This is a genomic window from Chryseobacterium koreense CCUG 49689 (assembly GCF_001045435.1).
Taxonomy (GTDB): Bacteria; Bacteroidota; Bacteroidia; order Flavobacteriales; family Weeksellaceae; genus Kaistella; species Kaistella koreensis.
The window spans coordinates 52,324-69,026 of sequence record NZ_LFNG01000016.1 but is presented as its reverse complement, the minus strand read 5'-3'; the positions used below and the strand labels follow the sequence as shown (position 1 = coordinate 69,026).

The 16,703-nt window shown below is 37.5% G+C and carries 20 protein-coding genes; 14 read left to right on the top strand and 6 right to left on the bottom strand.

All coding sequences use genetic code 11. The features are described 5' to 3' along the window. Positions 1-3: 3 nt before the first annotated feature. Positions 4-696: a potassium channel family protein gene (locus ACM44_RS11710; RefSeq protein ID WP_048500228.1), complete on the top strand. Its 693-nt coding sequence runs from the start codon at positions 4-6 to the stop codon at positions 694-696. Positions 697-766: 70 nt separating this feature from the next. On the opposite strand, the gene ACM44_RS11705 is transcribed toward ACM44_RS11710, so the two are convergent. From ACM44_RS11705 to mobA, 3 genes are all read right to left on the bottom strand, one after another. Then, entirely contained in the window at positions 767-2,104 is a 1,338-nt protein-coding gene (locus ACM44_RS11705; RefSeq protein WP_048500227.1) for a sigma-54-dependent transcriptional regulator, read from the bottom strand. Between the two features lie 125 nt (positions 2,105-2,229). Next, the gene (gene mobB / locus ACM44_RS11700; RefSeq protein WP_048500226.1) at positions 2,230-3,492 is read right to left on the bottom strand and encodes a conjugal transfer protein MobB; all 1,263 of its coding nucleotides are present in this window, start codon (positions 3,490-3,492) and stop codon (positions 2,230-2,232) included. Positions 3,493-3,496: 4 nt separating this feature from the next. Further along, positions 3,497-3,931, bottom strand: a complete 435-nt coding sequence (gene mobA / locus ACM44_RS11695; protein ID WP_048500225.1) for a conjugal transfer protein MobA — start codon at positions 3,929-3,931, stop codon at positions 3,497-3,499. 763 nt (positions 3,932-4,694) lie between these two features. On the opposite strand from mobA, the gene ACM44_RS11690 reads away from it, so the two are divergent. The 4 genes from ACM44_RS11690 to ACM44_RS11675 all read left to right on the top strand — a co-directional run bounded on the left by ACM44_RS11690 (position 4,695) and on the right by ACM44_RS11675 (position 6,472). Beyond that, positions 4,695-5,384: a nucleotidyl transferase AbiEii/AbiGii toxin family protein gene (locus ACM44_RS11690; protein ID WP_048500224.1), complete on the top strand. Its 690-nt coding sequence runs from the start codon at positions 4,695-4,697 to the stop codon at positions 5,382-5,384. Positions 5,385-5,431: 47 nt separating this feature from the next. Then, a complete protein-coding gene (locus ACM44_RS11685) occupies positions 5,432-5,740 on the top strand; it encodes a DUF6922 domain-containing protein (RefSeq protein ID WP_048500223.1) in 309 nt (102 codons plus the stop codon). Between the two features lie 90 nt (positions 5,741-5,830). Then, positions 5,831-6,139: a DUF6922 domain-containing protein gene (locus ACM44_RS11680; protein WP_048500222.1), complete on the top strand. Its 309-nt coding sequence runs from the start codon at positions 5,831-5,833 to the stop codon at positions 6,137-6,139. Between the two features lie 18 nt (positions 6,140-6,157). Then, on the top strand, positions 6,158-6,472 hold the full coding sequence (locus ACM44_RS11675) for a DUF6922 domain-containing protein (protein WP_048500221.1): 315 nt from the start codon (positions 6,158-6,160) through the stop codon (positions 6,470-6,472). 11 nt (positions 6,473-6,483) lie between these two features. Here the strand turns inward: ACM44_RS11675 and ACM44_RS15195 are convergent, their stop codons facing one another. Further along, positions 6,484-6,768 carry a hypothetical protein gene (locus tag ACM44_RS15195; RefSeq protein WP_152669350.1) on the bottom strand — a complete coding sequence of 95 codons (285 nt, stop codon included), beginning with the start codon at positions 6,766-6,768 and terminating at the stop codon, positions 6,484-6,486. Positions 6,769-7,153: 385 nt separating this feature from the next. Here ACM44_RS15195 and ACM44_RS11665 point away from each other — a divergent pair, with 385 nt between their 5' ends. From ACM44_RS11665 to ACM44_RS11655, 3 genes are all read left to right on the top strand, one after another. Beyond that, on the top strand, positions 7,154-7,552 hold the full coding sequence (locus ACM44_RS11665; protein ID WP_048500219.1) for a hypothetical protein: 399 nt from the start codon (positions 7,154-7,156) through the stop codon (positions 7,550-7,552). 100 nt (positions 7,553-7,652) lie between these two features. Next, entirely contained in the window at positions 7,653-7,949 is a 297-nt protein-coding gene (locus ACM44_RS11660) for a helix-turn-helix domain-containing protein (RefSeq protein WP_048500254.1), read from the top strand. Next, positions 7,946-8,227 (top strand): helix-turn-helix domain-containing protein, encoded by a 282-nt coding sequence (locus tag ACM44_RS11655; protein WP_048500218.1) that lies wholly within the window; start codon positions 7,946-7,948, stop codon positions 8,225-8,227. The genes ACM44_RS11660 and ACM44_RS11655 overlap by 4 nt, the downstream gene beginning before the upstream one ends. 88 nt (positions 8,228-8,315) lie before the next feature. Here the strand turns inward: ACM44_RS11655 and ACM44_RS11650 are convergent, their stop codons facing one another. Together ACM44_RS11650 and ACM44_RS11645 are read right to left on the bottom strand one after the other, a co-directional pair. Further along, the gene (locus tag ACM44_RS11650; RefSeq protein ID WP_048500217.1) at positions 8,316-9,812 is read right to left on the bottom strand and encodes a S41 family peptidase; all 1,497 of its coding nucleotides are present in this window, start codon (positions 9,810-9,812) and stop codon (positions 8,316-8,318) included. A gap of 94 nt (positions 9,813-9,906) precedes the next feature. Continuing rightward, complete coding sequence (locus tag ACM44_RS11645) at positions 9,907-11,157, bottom strand: site-specific integrase (RefSeq protein WP_048500216.1); 1,251 nt, start codon at positions 11,155-11,157, stop codon at positions 9,907-9,909. Positions 11,158-11,457: 300 nt separating this feature from the next. Between ACM44_RS11645 and ACM44_RS11640 the strand changes: the two genes are divergently transcribed. The 6 genes from ACM44_RS11640 to trxA all read left to right on the top strand — a co-directional run bounded on the left by ACM44_RS11640 (position 11,458) and on the right by trxA (position 16,703). Beyond that, positions 11,458-12,342, top strand: a complete 885-nt coding sequence (locus tag ACM44_RS11640) for a decaprenyl-phosphate phosphoribosyltransferase (RefSeq protein WP_048500215.1) — start codon at positions 11,458-11,460, stop codon at positions 12,340-12,342. After that, on the top strand, positions 12,342-13,658 hold the full coding sequence (locus tag ACM44_RS11635) for an FAD-binding oxidoreductase (protein ID WP_048500214.1): 1,317 nt from the start codon (positions 12,342-12,344) through the stop codon (positions 13,656-13,658). The genes ACM44_RS11640 and ACM44_RS11635 overlap by 1 nt, the downstream gene beginning before the upstream one ends. Positions 13,659-13,717: 59 nt before the next feature. Continuing rightward, positions 13,718-14,443 (top strand): SDR family NAD(P)-dependent oxidoreductase, encoded by a 726-nt coding sequence (locus ACM44_RS11630; protein ID WP_048500213.1) that lies wholly within the window; start codon positions 13,718-13,720, stop codon positions 14,441-14,443. Positions 14,444-14,507: 64 nt separating this feature from the next. Beyond that, positions 14,508-15,095: an HAD family hydrolase gene (locus ACM44_RS11625; RefSeq protein WP_048500212.1), complete on the top strand. Its 588-nt coding sequence runs from the start codon at positions 14,508-14,510 to the stop codon at positions 15,093-15,095. 48 nt (positions 15,096-15,143) lie between these two features. Beyond that, complete coding sequence (locus tag ACM44_RS11620; RefSeq protein ID WP_048500211.1) at positions 15,144-16,319, top strand: cysteine desulfurase family protein; 1,176 nt, start codon at positions 15,144-15,146, stop codon at positions 16,317-16,319. A gap of 66 nt (positions 16,320-16,385) precedes the next feature. Continuing rightward, positions 16,386-16,703 carry a thioredoxin gene (trxA, locus tag ACM44_RS11615; protein ID WP_048500253.1) on the top strand — a complete coding sequence of 106 codons (318 nt, stop codon included), beginning with the start codon at positions 16,386-16,388 and terminating at the stop codon, positions 16,701-16,703.

Here is a 16,703-nt window from a genome sequence, read left to right as displayed (position 1 = left end):
GAAATGAAATTTATAATTATAGGATTGGGAAATTTTGGGGGCTCATTGGCAGAAAAACTAACCCAACAGGGAAATGAAGTAATTGGGGTGGATTCACGTTCGGAAAAAGTTGTAGCATTAAAAGATAAATTGTCTCACACCATTTGTATGAATGCTACAGATCAATCAGCCATTACACATTTACCATTGAAGAATACAGATATCGTTATGGTTTGTATTGGTGAAGATGAAGGTGCAAATATCATGGTGACAGCTCACTTTAAAAATCTGGGCGTAAAACGTTTGATCAGTCGTGCGATTAATCCACTTCACGAAAGTGTTCTACAAGCTATAGGTGTTAACGAAATTGTGCGTCCGGAAGAAGAAACTGCTGAAAGATGGGCTAAAAAACTATGTTTAAAAGGAGTGATAGACTCTTTTGAGCTGAACAAGAGTTATAGTATTGTTGAGATTGTAGTACCGGAAAAATACATTGGAAAAACCATAGAAGAAGTAAAATTCAGAGAATTACATAATGTATTAATCTTGACTATTATCAGAGATGCACAAGAGAAAAGTTTCTTAGGAAGAAGCAAAACCGTTGCTAATGTACAGGGAATTCCAGAACCTACTACTATGCTACAAAAAGATGATATCATTGTTATTTACGGTAATAACGAAGATCTACAGAGATTTGCAAAAGTAAAATATGAATAGATAATAAAGGGATTTCCCGTTTGGGTTCTACAGCTCCAATTATGTTCAGTACCCAAAAAGAATAAACCTGTTATTGAATTTTATATAGCTCCATTTTACGATAAAGCGTCGCGATACCTATTTCCAATAAGCGGGCTGTTTCTGCTTTATTTCCATTTGTATGATTTAGTATTTTCTGAATGTGCAGTTTCTCTACGCTTGCCATAGAAAATGCAGACAATAGTTCTGAATTTGATTTTGCATATTGAAGGTCTACAGGCAGTGTATCTAAATCAAGCAGGTCATCATCCGCTAAAATTACGCTTCGCTCAATTACGTTTTTCAGTTCACGTATATTTCCTTTCCATGGATTATTTTCCAATGCTGTAACATAATCTTCCGATAAAGCTAAAGGCTTTCTATTGGATTTTATTGCAAAAAGATCGGCATAATACTGAGCCAACAATTTGATATCTTTCACACGTTCTCTCAAAGACGGTAGCTCAATGCCAAATACAGAAAGTCTGTAAAATAAATCACTTCTGAAATGACCTAACTCAATTTCATTTTCCAGATTTCTATTGGTTGCAGCAATAATTCTTACATTGACTTTAATGGGTTTGGCATCACCAACACGCAGAAATTCACCTGTTTCTAATACACGTAAAATTTTAGCTTGTAAGTCCATGGCCATTTCTCCAATTTCATCCAAGAATATGGTTCCGTTATGAGCCTCCTCAAAAAGTCCTTTTTGATCTTTGGTAGCTCCTGTAAATGAACCTACTTTGTGACCAAACAATTCGTTTTCTAAGAGCTCTTTGCTAAATGCGGAGCAGTTTATCGCTACAAAATTTTGGTTTGCTCTCGGGCTACCTTGATGAATGGCCTGTGCAAAAACCTCCTTACCAGTACCTGTTTCTCCGGTTAATAATACTGTTGTATCCTTTGAAGCCACTTTCTTTGCTAATTCAATTGCTTTTAGGATTGGCTTTGATGTACCGATGATTTTATCAAATGAATATTTTTTACCTAACTGCTTTTCTAATTGTTGGACTCTTTTGTTTAAAGCTACCTTTTCACTGGCTTTATAAAGAAGTGGAATAATCTTATTGTTATCATCACCTTTTGTAATATAATCGAATGCCCCATTCTTAATAGCTTGTACACCGTCCGGTATATTGCCGTAGGCGGTCAGCAGAATCACTTCTACAGAGGGAAATTTTTCTTTAATCAGTTTTGCGGTGTCCACACCGCTTCCATCAGGAAGTTTAACATCGCAGATAATAACATCTATATCTTCTATCTCTAACCTTTGTAAACCTGACTTGATATTGGATGCCTGAAAAACCTCAAAACCTTCAAAATCAATTATTTTTGAAAGGAGATTTCTCAATTTTTCCTCATCATCTATTATTAATACTCTGCCCACCTTTAAGCTAAATTGTTATATGCGAATTTACAATTATTATAGCTGTTTTAAGTTTATTGTACCTATTTATTATAACATCTGCGAAATAAGTTAATGAATCATGAGTGAATATTTTTTTTTTAGTACTAGTGTTTTCGTCTTTTCCACCTCTTCTTCATCTGATTAGCAAACTTTTCTTCTTCGTAATCCTCTCCTTGTGCATCGGGTAATAGGCTGAATAATCCCAAATCGAAATTAGATGAATTTTCATGTGAGAGAAATTCAAAGAGGTCTTTTGTTGGCAGATTTTCCAATGTATTTGTATCGGAAACAGGTCTCTCCTTTAATTTTAATTCGGGTTTATTTCCATTGTTCCACCAATCGTTAAATACATTTGCAGACAAATTTCTATCTAATTGTGAGCCGTTCCAAACGCTACGACTTCCGTGGTCGATAAACGTTATACCGTAAATCCGTCCGTTGTTGTTCCTGCGGACAATCGTATTGATACCTTGCTCTACAAGTTGCTTTTTAAATTCCTCTTCGTTGTTTGTCGTATGTATAGCCAATTCAATTGTATTCTTTAGGACAGACCTCGCAGGGATGGTTTTCATTTTCTCGTTTGACTGTTCAAAGTGTTTTTGTAGTTGTGTTACCCCTGCATCTTTTCCGAATAGTGATGCTTTGAATGGATTGCTTGCCTTGTTGCCGTTTTCATCCAAAGCTAAATATACCAATCCGTTTACAGGTTGTCCGTTCCGCTCGCCTTTTACTTCTTCTACTGTAATGTTGAAAAGTGACAGCAAAGCATTGTAACTACCCATAGTTGAAAAGCTGTAGTACTTTGGCAAATACCGTACTACCGAAGCAATCTGACTTTTAATATCGTCTTTCTGCTGTTCAACTTTTTTGAAAATCTTATCAGCTTGTTTATGCTCCTGTTCGGTTGCCTTATGCAAATTGTATTTCTGTTCCAAATCTCGACAGATTGCCATTGAGCGTGGATGGTCGTAAGCATCAGGGATTTTCTTACCGTCAATGCCTACACAGGTTGAAACAATGTGTATATGTGTTCGGTCAATATCCGTATGCTTGAAAACAATATAAGGTTGATTACCATACCACATACGTTCCATATACTCCTGTGCCATTTCCGTAAACTGCTCATCGCTGACCTTATCCGAAGGATCTGGGTTCAGTGAAATATGCCGAACCGTCTTTTCTGTTTTGATGTTTGCCGATAGATACGGTTCAAAGCATTTGTTGAAATATTGGACAGAATACCTGCCGTCCACCGTGTCGGGTATCTTGTTCAATAACAAAACTGCTCCGTTTTCATTTTCCACTTTCTGCTGATTGTACAAAATTGCACCGTACATATTGCTTCCCTTTCCAATTTTTGCAATCATAACTTTACTCTTTTTTCAAATACTTCTCTTCAAATTCCTGTGTCAAACGGATGACTTCTTTAGTAACTTGTACCAATTCTATGGTTTTCTTTTCCAATTTATAGAGGTATGCAGATGCTTTTTTATCGGAAAAATTAGCGTTCAATAACTTTACAATCTGATTGTAATTGGTTGCTATTCCCCGAAACTGTCCGAAAAATTTAGTCAAACCTGTGTGGTATTCCACTGCATCCATATCAATTTTGACGGTTTTTACCGTCTTTTGAAAGATACAGGCTGTTATAAAATGAGCAATTACTTTCATTTCTGATTGATCAAATAGGGCAAGGAACTTGGCATTATCCTCATCATTCAGGTTAAAAGAATACCGATGTACGGCAGGGTCAATCTTTGGTTTTCGTCCTGATTTCGTAATCTGTTTTTTGTTTTCCTCTTCCATAATAATCCAATTTTAATTTTTAAACAAACGAGCGACTTCGGAGCCGTTTCCAGCCCCTGCAAGGGCAAGTGCTCTTGAGGTGCGGAAATTTATTTCGAGGACCTCAAGAGATAACTTGCTCTGAACAGGAGTTCAGAAAAATCCGTTTTGAAAACGGATTAAAATTAGCAGGGAAAAACGGCTCGATGCCGTTCCCAGTTACTTCCGACTTTTCAAAATATGTTTGCGTAGAACCCCATTAATAAAATTCGTTTCGTGTTTACAAAGTAAACACCTCTTTAACAGAGTATTGCTATAATGTATTCAGCCAAATACTGCCTCTGAAAGCCAAATACTGCCACGTAAAATCAGATAAACGATTGCTTTATTTATATCTACAAACAGACAGACATAACGATATAGTTATCTATGTAGGTAACAACATAAGTACCTGCTTGAAGATGCAAGTAACTAAGTGGATATTTAGAAAGATACCTGTTCAGCTATCTGGTTAGGTAATTGTGTAGTGGGAAATGCAAGCGCATAGATAGTCAATTACAGTGATACATAATCACCCACTTAAGTATATCAACACCTAAGTATCTGATAACCTAAAATGTCAAGCTTCAATGAAAAGAACAAACCTATTTTTTGAGTTTCTTAAAAATTGAAAGGTCAAGCTGAAAATACAGCAAAAAGCCAATGAACGTCAAACAGTGCCACTGACAGCCACTTTGAACAAAGACTTCGCTTTCGGGATTAAATTTCCGAAAAACGAAATATTATGTTACACAAAGAAACGGTCAGTACAGAGATGTGGGAACTTCTCCAAAAGCTGATGAAAGATGAAAAGCTGAAAGATTATTTTTTGGTGGGTGGAACAGCTCTTGCTTTGAGGTTAGGACATCGCTTATCGGTGGACATTGACCTGTTCACAACAAAAGATTTTGACTCAAAACAAATGTTCAAATACCTAGAGGAAGCCTATAGATCCGAATTGATAGAAGACGGACTGTCAAATAATACTGTTTTAGCTTTTATAGGGAATATAAAGGTTGATGTTCTGACACACAATTATCCATTGGTGGCTCCTTTAGAATATAATGATGGTATCAGAATGGTATCAAACCAGGACATCGGTGCGATGAAACTCCATGCCATTCATCAGAGCGGTGAACGATATAAGGATTTTGTGGATATGGCTTTTTTACTTGAGCATGCTCCGCTAAAAAATTATCTGGAGAGTTATCACCAGAAGTATAAACAAGATCCTTATTGGGCATGTATCGGTTTAAAAACCTATGACAGGATTGAATCTTTTAAGGGAGTCGGTATATTAAAAGGTAAAGAAAAAAGCTTTAATGAGATAAAAGCGATTCTTGAAAAAGCCTTGAAAAATCCCTTGGAACAGGCTACATTACAAAAACAAAAAGAGGTGCAGAAGACAAACAAAAGACGTGGTTTCAGAAGGTAATTTAATTGAAAATCAGTATATTTGTATATCTAAAAAAACGGAATGATATGGGGGAAATTATAATAAACAGACCTGATCTGCACCCTAAATTCTTTTGGGATTTTAAATTTGATGAAATAGAATGGGAAGCCTATAAAATGGTTGTCTCACGTATTTTAGAACGTGGCGGTCAGCAGGAAATAGATGAAATCATCCGTTTCTACGGTTATGAAAAAGTAGTCACCGCTATCCGTGACGAAATTTACTTCCTGCCTAATTATGCTATTGACAAGGCTTTAAAATTCTTTCCTGAACTTAAAAAGGAAGAAATGTACTGTTACCTGAACCGTAAGGATAAACCGTACCATTGGATATAGGCTAAGATTATCCAAAATTACGATGGTTGATTATAGGTTGAGCGATCAACTTTTTTTTCTATATCTAGGAAAAAATATTGTATAAAAAAGATGGAAAACAACATTCAGAAACCCAATCTGCATCCCAAATTCTTTTGGGATACAGATGTGGATAGATTGGATTGGCAAAAAGCCTATCTGGCTGTAATCGCACGTATCGTTGAACGTGGCGGTCAGGATGAAATTGATGAAGTCGTTCGTTTTTACGGTTATGACAAAGTAATCAAGGCGATCCGTGAGGAAATTTATTTTCTTCCCAACTATGCAATTGAAGATGCCCTGAAATTCTTCCCGGAACTTAAAAAGGAAGAAATGTATTGTTATCTGAACCGAAAGGATAAGCCGTACAACTGGATATAAACGGGCAATTTTAAAACAATGGGAGTAAAAGATAACGTAAATGTTCCAAATCTTGACCGTGTGTTTTTTTGGGATTTCGACATCGATGCAATGGACTTTAACAAAGCCTACAAAACCATTATCGCCCGTATCGTTGAGCGTGGCGGTCAGCAGGAAATTGATGAAATCATCCGTTTCTACGGTTATGAAAAAGTAGTCACCGCTATCCGTGACGAAATATACTTCCTGCCTAATTACGGCATTGAAAAGGCTTTAAAATTTTTCCCCGAAATTAAAAGGGAAGAAATGTACTGTTACCTGAACCGTAAGGATAAACCTTACCATTGGATATAAAAAATCCAGTCTTAAAAGCGGTGTTCTTTTTGCTTCTTTTTTCTTGCTCCGCAAATCCTACAAGAAAAAGAAGTCACGATACAAACCATCAGGGAAACAAATAGTATAGTATTTATATCACTGCCGATTGTAGATAGCCGAAGAACTCCCCTCAAAAAAATATTTTTCCAAAAGAAAAAGGAAAAAAAGAAAGCAGATAAACGGAAAGGGCAAGGCAGGCCAAAAGGAAACGGAATAAGTCCCGAAGGGTGAAACAGAAAAAAGAACTTCATTTCCGTATTCTTTTTCTGTTTCATTATGCCGTAAGCTTTTGGCTGGCGGGTGCGTGGGCTGCCCTTTCCAACTTGGCTGCCTTTTTATCCGTTTTTTGGAAACCTGTTTCCCCAATAACTCCGCTTATGAAAAGCGGATTAAGTTCCATCTATAAAAGAAGTGGCTTTCAAAGCCACAGAAAGGATAACGGAAAATAGGCGTAGGAAAAGCGTTGGATATTTTTTGTTATGCTTTCCCATATCCGTCCAAAACTCTTGAATGTGCAGGGGAATAATCACAGGGAAATTAAAGTGTTTTGAGGATTAAAAGCCCATCTGTATTGCCAATGAACGCCAAATACTGCCAATCAATTCCAAAACTTGTAACTGCTTACACCAATATCCTATTTTTCCCGAAAAATGTACTGTTATGGAACAACCAAAGAATATAGGAAAAGACAGGGAGCAGCAAATTGAAAAAAACAAAAAGCTGTCCGGGAAAGAAAAGGATGTACCTTTTATGCAGGTCGATAAGAACAGCGACCCGATTTCCAATTTCATAGCCAATTTTAAACGGCAGTATAGGGAAGCAAAAGGCTTGCTGAATTTGGAAAGGCTGTTCGGGGGCAAACGTCCTGAACCGCCAAAACCTGCTTCCGAACCTGAAAGCATCATAGGTGCAACAAAAACGGATATGCGTTTGGGCTTCAAAAACGATGAAAAAAGCCAGACCGTACAGACGGGCAGAAAGCCTGCTTTAAAAATGGACAGTTCAATCAAACCGCAACAGGATCCACCAAAAAACAAGAAACCAAAGCTGGGATTGTAGCCGAGTATTCGGCAACTGAACGCCAAATACCGCCATTGGATGCAACATTACAATGACCTATGTGAATAGCTTTTATTTTCGGGGTTTAAATGATGCAGATATGGAAATAACGGTTTTGGACATTCAGATTTTAGAGGCATTGCACAGGGAAGTAAAGGAAGTTTCTAATTTAATAGTGGAAATCACTGCACCCTACAAAGCACTGCAACAGGCAACGAAATGGCTCGACCAGCAGGAAGCCTGCCAACTGCTCAATATCAGCAAAAGAACATTGCAGACGTACAGGGCAAAGGGCATTCTTGGGGCAACGCAAATCAATCGGAAAACATATTTCAGATTATCCGAAGTGGAATTATTTATGCAGGGAGAGCGACCGTTAAAAAAGCAAAAGAAATGAAACAGATTGGAAATTCAAACGAGGATATGCTTGCTTTGCTCGAAGCTGTGGTAGGCATCAAAAATGAACTGCTGTATATCAGGGAATATTTCCACCCACTTTTTAAAGGGGAAATCTATCTGTCAGGCGAACAGGTTTGCGAGATGTTGCATATCAGCAAACGGACGTTGCAACAGTACAGAGATGACGGACTATTACCTTTTATCAAGCTCGAACGAAAAATCCTTTTTCGTGAAAGCGATATTATCAAGGTATTGGAAGATAACTATCAACGTTAGCCGTTAAAAAAAGAATGCTCTGAAACTGTAACCGTATCGGTTAATTAAAGAAACAGCCCACTGCTTAAAAACAATGGGCTATCGTGTTTTAGTTTTTCAGAATAATGCTCCTTAGCTTATCAATTTGAGTATCAGATTTCCAAAGAATCTGATTAATATCTCTTTCAATTTTGATGTCTGGTTCAGTGCCGTATCCGTCCAAAATTTTCCCGTCTTTTTGGAAAGAAACCATTGTGCTGAGTTTTAGACGAATTTCGGAATTAGGCAACTCAAATCGGTCACTGTTTCCACTTGAACCGTCTGTTGTAACCCCAACAATTTTCACATTTGGAATATTTTTGAAAACTGCTACAAAAACAGATGCTGCACTAAAACTTTTTTCATTTGCTAAAATGTAAACAGGTTTGTTATAGTAAAAAGATTGTTTGGCTAATTTCTTTCCGTTCAATAAACCAAAATAGTATTCGCTGTATTTTTTATTGTCCAATTCATACATTGGTTTGAAGGTTTTGAGAAATTTTGTTACACTTTTTTGTTCTTGTTTATCCAATTCTGAAAACGAATATAAATTTCGGCTGTGTAAACTTTCTATGTTTTCTTCTGATAAAGGAATCAAACCTCTTTGCTTGGTAGCATTAACTACGAATATGGAATCGGGATGAACAAAATATTTTGCAAATTCATAGGTTATATCTCTTGTCCCACCTCCGTTGCTTCTCACGTCTATTATCAATGCTTTACTGTCATTTCGTATAGATTCCATAAAAGAATTGATTTTCTCCAACAAAAGCGGTGCATCTTCTTTAGCAACCATTGCAGGAATCTGAATGTATGCGATGTTGTTTTTGATGCTAAAAAGTTTGTTTACGATTTCGGGTTTATTATAATCTGCTTCTTTAGTGAGCTTGAATTCACTTTCAAATTTTTCATCCCAAGGTTGAAAAGTTTGCATTCTTGCCACAGGAGAAACACTTATTATTGTGTCATTTTGGAATGATGCATCTGAAAATGTTAATTTGATTTCTTTAGGCAATTCTTTGTTGAGCATTTTGTAATTTCTTTGAACGTCCCGAATTTCTCTTACGGCGGTTGTGAAATATGCTTTTTGTGGTGCAGATATTCCATTAGGAAGTATTTTCTGAAGGAAATCATCTGTGGATATTCCGTCTATGCTTTTGAGGTAAGGAAATTTTAGATTTACTATCTCCAAAGTTTTGTCGGTATTTCTTTTCAGGATGATAACCTTTTCGTTTTCAGGTGCAAAAATGAAAGGTAAGTAAAGAGAATCTTTCACCTCAAAACCTCTTACAGAAGAATGTCTGTCTCCGATTTTACCAATTGTTTCAGTAAGAAATGAACCGAAATCTTCAAGTTTGGTAGAGTCTTTCAGATTTTTCAGATATTTTTCAAAATCTTTATTAAAGTCATATCCGTTCAAATAAACATAAGATGAATTTTCATTTAGAATTTCTCTAAGAGATTCAATGTCTTGTTTTAATTGCTGTTTCGTTAAAATTTTGGTTTGAGCTTTTGATGCTATTAGTGTTAGACTAAAAAATATTGATAGGAAAATTTTTGATTTCATTAAAGTCTTGTTTTAATTTCTTAAAAGTGTAGCCAAGGTAAACAAAAAAAGTCAATGTAAATAACATTGACTTTTCTTGATTACTTTATAGATTTCATAGTTGCGAAACAAATGACTGTTCCATTCCCTTGAATTTATGTGAAACCTTTTGCATATCCTTACCGACTTTCTCGTTAAGTATCTTGGCGTAAATCTGAGTAGTAGCAATATTCTTATGTCCTAACATCTTGCTCAAACTTTCAAGCGGAACACCCTCGCTCAAAAACAAGGTGGCAAACGTATGACGTGCCAAATGAAAGGTTACTTTCTTTTGTTTCAGGCAGTCAATCAGTTGAGATATTCGTTTCAAACTATCATTGCAGACAGTGTTTGATGGTACAGGGAAAACCTTACCGTCTTTTGAAAATCCTGCATATTTTTCGATAATCATTTTGGGAATATCCAACAGCATCACGTTTGACGATGTGGCTGTTTTTTTCCTACGTATGATAATCCACTGGTTACCGTCAAAGAAATCCTGAATATTGCTGTTTCTAAGCCCTTTAATATCTGAATAGGAAAGACCAGTAAAGCAACTGAAAACAAACAAATCTTTAACCAGTTCATCTTTCTTTTTTTCGCAGTTGAACGTTACGAGCTGTTCCAGTTCATTTCTCAAAAGATAGCCACGGTCTCGGTCTTTTTTGGTGTTCTTGTATTCACTGAAAGGATTAAAGGCAAGATGCTTTCTGCTCATTGCCAATCGGCAAAGCGTGGTAAATCCAATCATATATACCCAAACCGTATTATGCCCCAATTGATGGTCATCACGCAGGTAGTAATCAAAGTCCTGTACAAAATCAGGGGTAAGGTCATTAAAAGATACATCGGTATAACCATATTTCACACGTGCAAAATTGCGAAGATGCTTTATGAGTGTCCTGTACCTACGGTAAGAACCTATAGCCCTAAGTCCGCTACCGACTTTTTTATCGAAGTCCAAAAGAAATTGCTCGCAGAACCTGAAAAAGGTAAGCTCTCCGCTTTCCATACCGAGAAAGGCATTTTTAAGTTTCGTACTGTTTACAGCTCCCTCGTTCTTCAGGATTTTGGAATAGCATTCCTCGATACCTAAACGTATCTTGTCAAGTTTGCCGTTCACGTCCTGGGCTTCCCTGCTTTTTCCTAAAACCCTGCCGTACTTCAAATCCCAATTCGATGCGGAAATATCCAGCTTGGTACTGAATGCAGACTGGTTGCCGTTTACGGTAATCCTGCACATAACCGTAACCTTTCCGTTTTTCTTTGGGGCGTTCTTTTTAAGGTAAAACAATACCTTAAACGTTGATTTTTTTGTCGTTTCCATACTCACAATTCTTAATGATAAAATTAAACTTATGTGAGCCACGGAACAATATGAAAAACTGTGCAAAAGACTGAAATACAGTGTTTTGAAATGATTGTTTCCATTATTTAAAAGTAACGTTTTAGTAACCTTACTTTTGCCAAACCTCGCTTTTTTCTGCTTTTTACCGCATTACCAAAAAATCATAAAACGGCTGTAAAGCCTTTATTTACAACCGTTTTCCCTGTTATTAATCTTTGATGTATTTTTACTGAAAATTTATTTTAAAATCATTAATTTTGTAGCTGATTATTTACACGGATGACGAAATTCTTTAAACTGCTTCGGGTCGAACAATGGGTGAAAAATCTTTTCGTATTTGCACCTTTGTTTTTTTCCGGCAATGTCACCAATTCCAAGCTGCTGCTCGAAAGTATTTTTGCGTTTGTCGTGTTTTCCCTCACCGCTAGTTGTATTTATATCATTAATGATTATTCGGATATCGAATCCGACCGCAAACATCCAGAGAAAAGGAATCGGCCGCTTGCGAGTGGTGCAATTTCCAAAAATACTGCGCGCACTATTTTGGTTTTACTGATCGCTTTTGTCACTGCGCTCATATTTTTCGGGCAATCCTATTTCCATCAAAACTACTGGAAATTTTCCACTATTATCCTGTTGTATTTTGTGATGAACGTCCTTTATACCTTCAAATTAAAACATGTGGCCATCGTAGATATCTGCATCATCGCCACGGGATTTGTTCTAAGAGTTCTGGCAGGAGGTTACGCAACCGGAATCTTTATTTCCCAATGGGCAATTTTGCTGACCTTCGTACTGGCGCTGGTTTTGGCGATTGGCAAAAGGCGCGGCGAGCTGATCAATGCGCAGATTTCCGGGCGAACCAGAAAGGCGTTAGATGGTTATAATGTGCAATTCGCAGATATCGCACTTTCAATCAGTTGCGCTTTGGCAATTGTCTGTTATCTGATGTTCACCCTATCGCCGGAAGTACAGAAACGCTTTCACCCAAGGGTTTTCTACACCGTTATCTTTGTGGTTTTCGCGTTTCTAAGGTATCTGCAGCAGACTTTGGTTTACAACAAAACCGAATCGCCCACCAAAATCGTTTATAAAGACCATTACATTCAGGCCACATTGGTGCTTTGGCTCATTTCTTTTTTACTTCAAATCTATTTCAAATAATGAAGCCGAATTTTATACAGAAAGTGACGAATTGGGGAAATTTTCCGGTGGTAGAAAAAGAAATCAGATCAGATGATTCCTTAAAAAAGATTAGAGAATTCGTAAAAAACCACAACGAAATTATCGCTCGCGGAAACGGAAGATGTTATGGAGACGCAGCGTTTTCTGAACATATTTTTTCCACGAAAAGACTGAACAAATTCATCAGCTTTGACCGCTTAAACGGAATTATCGAGTGTGAATCCGGAGTTTTACTTTCAGAAGTTTTGGAAGTGGTGGTTCCACAGGGTTACTTTCTCTATGTGACGCCGGGAACTAAGTTTATTTCCATTGGAGGCGCCATTGCATCTGATGTTCATGGGAAAAATCACCATGCAGAGGGATGTTTTTCGGAGTACGTTTTGGAATTTTCATTACTTAATGAAAATGGCGAAATCCTGAATTGCTCGCGAACCGAAAACGCCGAAAAGTTTTGGGCAACAATTGGCGGAATGGGATTGACCGGAATTATTCTCTCGGCAAAATTTAAGTTAAAAAATATCGAAACCGCATATATTAGGCAGGAAAGCATTAAAGCAGAAAATCTTGATGAAATATTCAGGCTTTTTGAAGAAAGCGAATCCTGGACTTACAGCGTGGCATGGATCGATTGTCTGCAAACGGGAAAAAATATAGGCCGAAGTATTTTGATGCGCGGTGAGCACGCTTTCAGACATCAACTTCCAAAAAACCTCCATGATAATCCGCTCAGATTAAGGCCAAAACTTAGTCCCACGGTACCTTTTTATTTTCCGAATTTTGTTTTGAATAATTTCACCGTGAAGCTCTTCAACATGCTCTATTTCAAAAAGCAGCGTGCCAAGGAAGTGAAGAGTTATATAGACTATGAAACGTTTTTCTATCCTTTGGATGCGATTAACGATTGGAACAGGATTTATGGCAAAAGCGGATTTATCCAGTACCAGATGGTGATTCCCAAAGCTAAAGGCAAAGAAGGAATGCGGCGGATTTTGGAAACCATTGCAAAAAGTGGAAATGGCTCTTTTTTGGCGGTTTTGAAGCTTTTCGGAAAAAATAATCCTGAAGCTTACAATTCATTTCCTTTCGAAGGATATACTTTGGCTTTGGACTTTAAAGTGAATTCTAAACTGAAGGATTTGGTGCAAAAACTGGATGAAATTGTTGAAGAGTTCGGCGGAAGAATATATTTGACCAAAGATGCCATGAGCAAATCATCATTGACAAATTACCTGCAAAATGTTCAGAATCCGAAATTTGTGTCGCTACAATATAAAAGAATCATTAACAATATTTGATTGCACCCTGAACTAAATGCACCAAAAAGCCAACTCAAATCTTAAAGCACCCATCAATCATGATCATTCTCGGCAGTAATTCAGAAGTAGCTCAAGCGTTTGTAGAAAAGGTTTTGCAATCGGGAGAGCAGTTTGCTTATGTTTATCTGTTCACTTCGGATATGGAAAACGCGAAGAGATTTGCACAGCATATCGATGTGAAATACCTTCAGCAAAGCAAAATTATTGAGCTTGATCTGTTGCGTGAAATTGATTATTCCAGCTTCGATGACATCGATTCTGAGCTCCTTTTTTGTGCAACCGGTTATCTGGGGCAAAGTACCGAAGATGGGCTTTATGACCAAAATAATACGCAAAAGATCATCGACATCAATTACGCGAAACTGGTTCCTGTTCTGAATTATTTTGCAGAAAGAATGGAAAGAAAACGTGCTGGAAACATGATTGTGCTATCATCTGTTGCCGGTGATCGGGGAAGACAGAGCAATTTTATTTACGGAAGTGCAAAAGCCGGTTTGACGGCGTATTTAAGCGGACTCCGAAATTATCTTTTCAGTAAAAAGGTTCATGTGATGACCGTGAAACCAGGATTCATGGACACCAAAATGACGGAAGGATTGCCACTGAATCCCACGCTTACGGCAAGTCCAAAACAAGCTGCCGCAGCAATCTACAAAGCCTATAAAAAACAAAAAAACATAGTTTACATTTTGCCGGTATGGGGAATCATTATGTTGATTATCAAAAATATACCCGAATTTATTTTTAAGAAATTAAAACTTTAGTTCGCTTTTGGCAAGTGGCTTTAAGCTGAATGGCGTAACCTGATTGCCAATTGTAAAAATACCAATGAAGAAACTGTATTTATTCGATTTCGACGGAACTTTAACGTACAAAGACACCATGTTTTTGTACCTTAAATTCTATGATCCTTTGAAGTTTAATTTTCAGTTTATCAAGCACGTTCCGCTTTTTATTTTGTTAAAGTTAAAATTGGCCAATGCCGAAAAAGTAAAGAAAAGTTTTATTTCATCCATACTTAAAGGCCAGAGGAAAAGCAGAATAGAAGAAAAAACAAAAAAATTCTTTGAAAATTATTATCCGGAAATTATTCGGGAAAATGCCCTTGAATTTATCAAAAACAGAAAAAGCGAAAACACGGAAAGTTACATCGTTTCCGCATCTTTGGATATCTGGGTAAAACCTTTTGCCGAAAAACTGGGTATGAATCTGTTGGCAACCCGGGCGGAATTTAGAGATGATATTTTCACTGGAAATTTTTTGGGAAGAAATTGCAATGGCACAGAAAAAGTCAGCAGGATTAAAGAGGCAATCGACGGAAAAAAATTCGATAAAATCATTGCTTTTGGAGATACTTCCGGAGACCGCCCAATGATGGATTTTGCTGATGAAAGCCATTATGAATTTTTTCATTAAATTTAGTCCCGCAAATACCTACCCTAAAAAACCCCTTTTTAAGTAAAAATGGACAAAATATATTTGGACAATGCCGCCACGACTCCGCTTTCGGAAGAAGTCATCGATGCGATGGTTGGCGTTATGAAATTCAATTTCGGAAACCCGTCTTCCACACACAGCTACGGTCAGGAAGCAAAAATCCTCATCGAAAAAGTTCGGCGCGAAGTGGCAGATTACCTCCATGTGACACCTGCGGAAATCATTTTCACCAGTTGCGGCACAGAGTCTAATAACATGATCATCAAATCCAGCGTCGATCATTTGGGAGTGGAGCGAATCATCACTTCACCGCTTGAGCACAAGTGTGTTGCAGAAAGTGTGCTAGATATGAAAAAGCGAAAGGGAATCGAAGTGGTTTATCTTCGTCCTGATAAAAATGGTGATATTGACCTCGGAAAATTGGAAGAAGCCTTAAAAAGTTCTGACAAGAAAACATTGGTCACCTTGATGCATGCCAACAATGAAATCGGAAACCTCTTTGACATTAAAAAAGCCGCGGAGATTTGCAAAGCCAACCATGCGCTGTTTCATTCAGATACGGTGCAGTCCATGGCGCATATGGAATTGGATTTTTCTGAAATTCCTATTGATTTTGCATCCTGCAGTGCACACAAGTTCCACGGCCCCAAAGGAAGCGGATTTGCATTCATCAGAAAATCATCCGGACTGAAGGGAATTATTACAGGTGGTCCTCAGGAAAGGAGCTTAAGAGCTGGTACAGAGAATGTTTGTGGAATCGTAGGTTTAGGAAAAGCGCTGGAAATCTACGTGAATAATATGGATGAATTTGCCAATAAGATCAAAGAAATCAAGCAGTACGCCATTGAAAGGATTGCTTCGGAAATTCCTGGCGTGAAATTCAACGGGAGAAGTGCGGATCTGGAAAAAAGTCTATATACGGTTTTGAGCGTTTTGCTGCCTTATAAAGATCCGATGATTGGTTTGAAATTGGATATGAAGGGCATTGCAATTTCTCAGGGAAGTGCCTGTTCATCGGGAGCTTCTCATCCGTCAATGGTGATGATGAGCATTTTGGACGAAGAAGAAATGGAAAACACCACTCCGCTGAGGATTTCATTCAGCCATTTTACCACGAAAGAAGAAATCGATGCACTGGTTGATGCCTTGAAGGAAATTTCGGTTTCTTTTGAAATAGAAAAAGCAAATGTGGGGCATAGATAGTTTGTGCGTTAAATTAGCCGGAAAGTTGTAAATTTGTACCATAAAAAAGATAAAAAATTAGATAAAATGGCATTAGAAATTACAGATCAATCGTTTCAGGAAACGGTTTTGAATTCAGATAAACCAGTATTGGTGGATTTTTGGGCAGTTTGGTGTGGTCCATGCAGAATGTTGGGTCCGATCATTGAAGAAGTAGCTGCAGATTTCGAAGGAAAAGCAATCGTAGGCAAAGTGGATGTGGACAATAACCAGCAGGTTTCTGTGGATTACGGTATCCGAAATATCCCTACTGTTTTGATCTTCAAAAACGGTGAAGTGGTTGACAAAATAGTGGGAGTGGTACCAAAAGAAACCATTGCAGAAAAACTTGCAGCCCACGTTTAA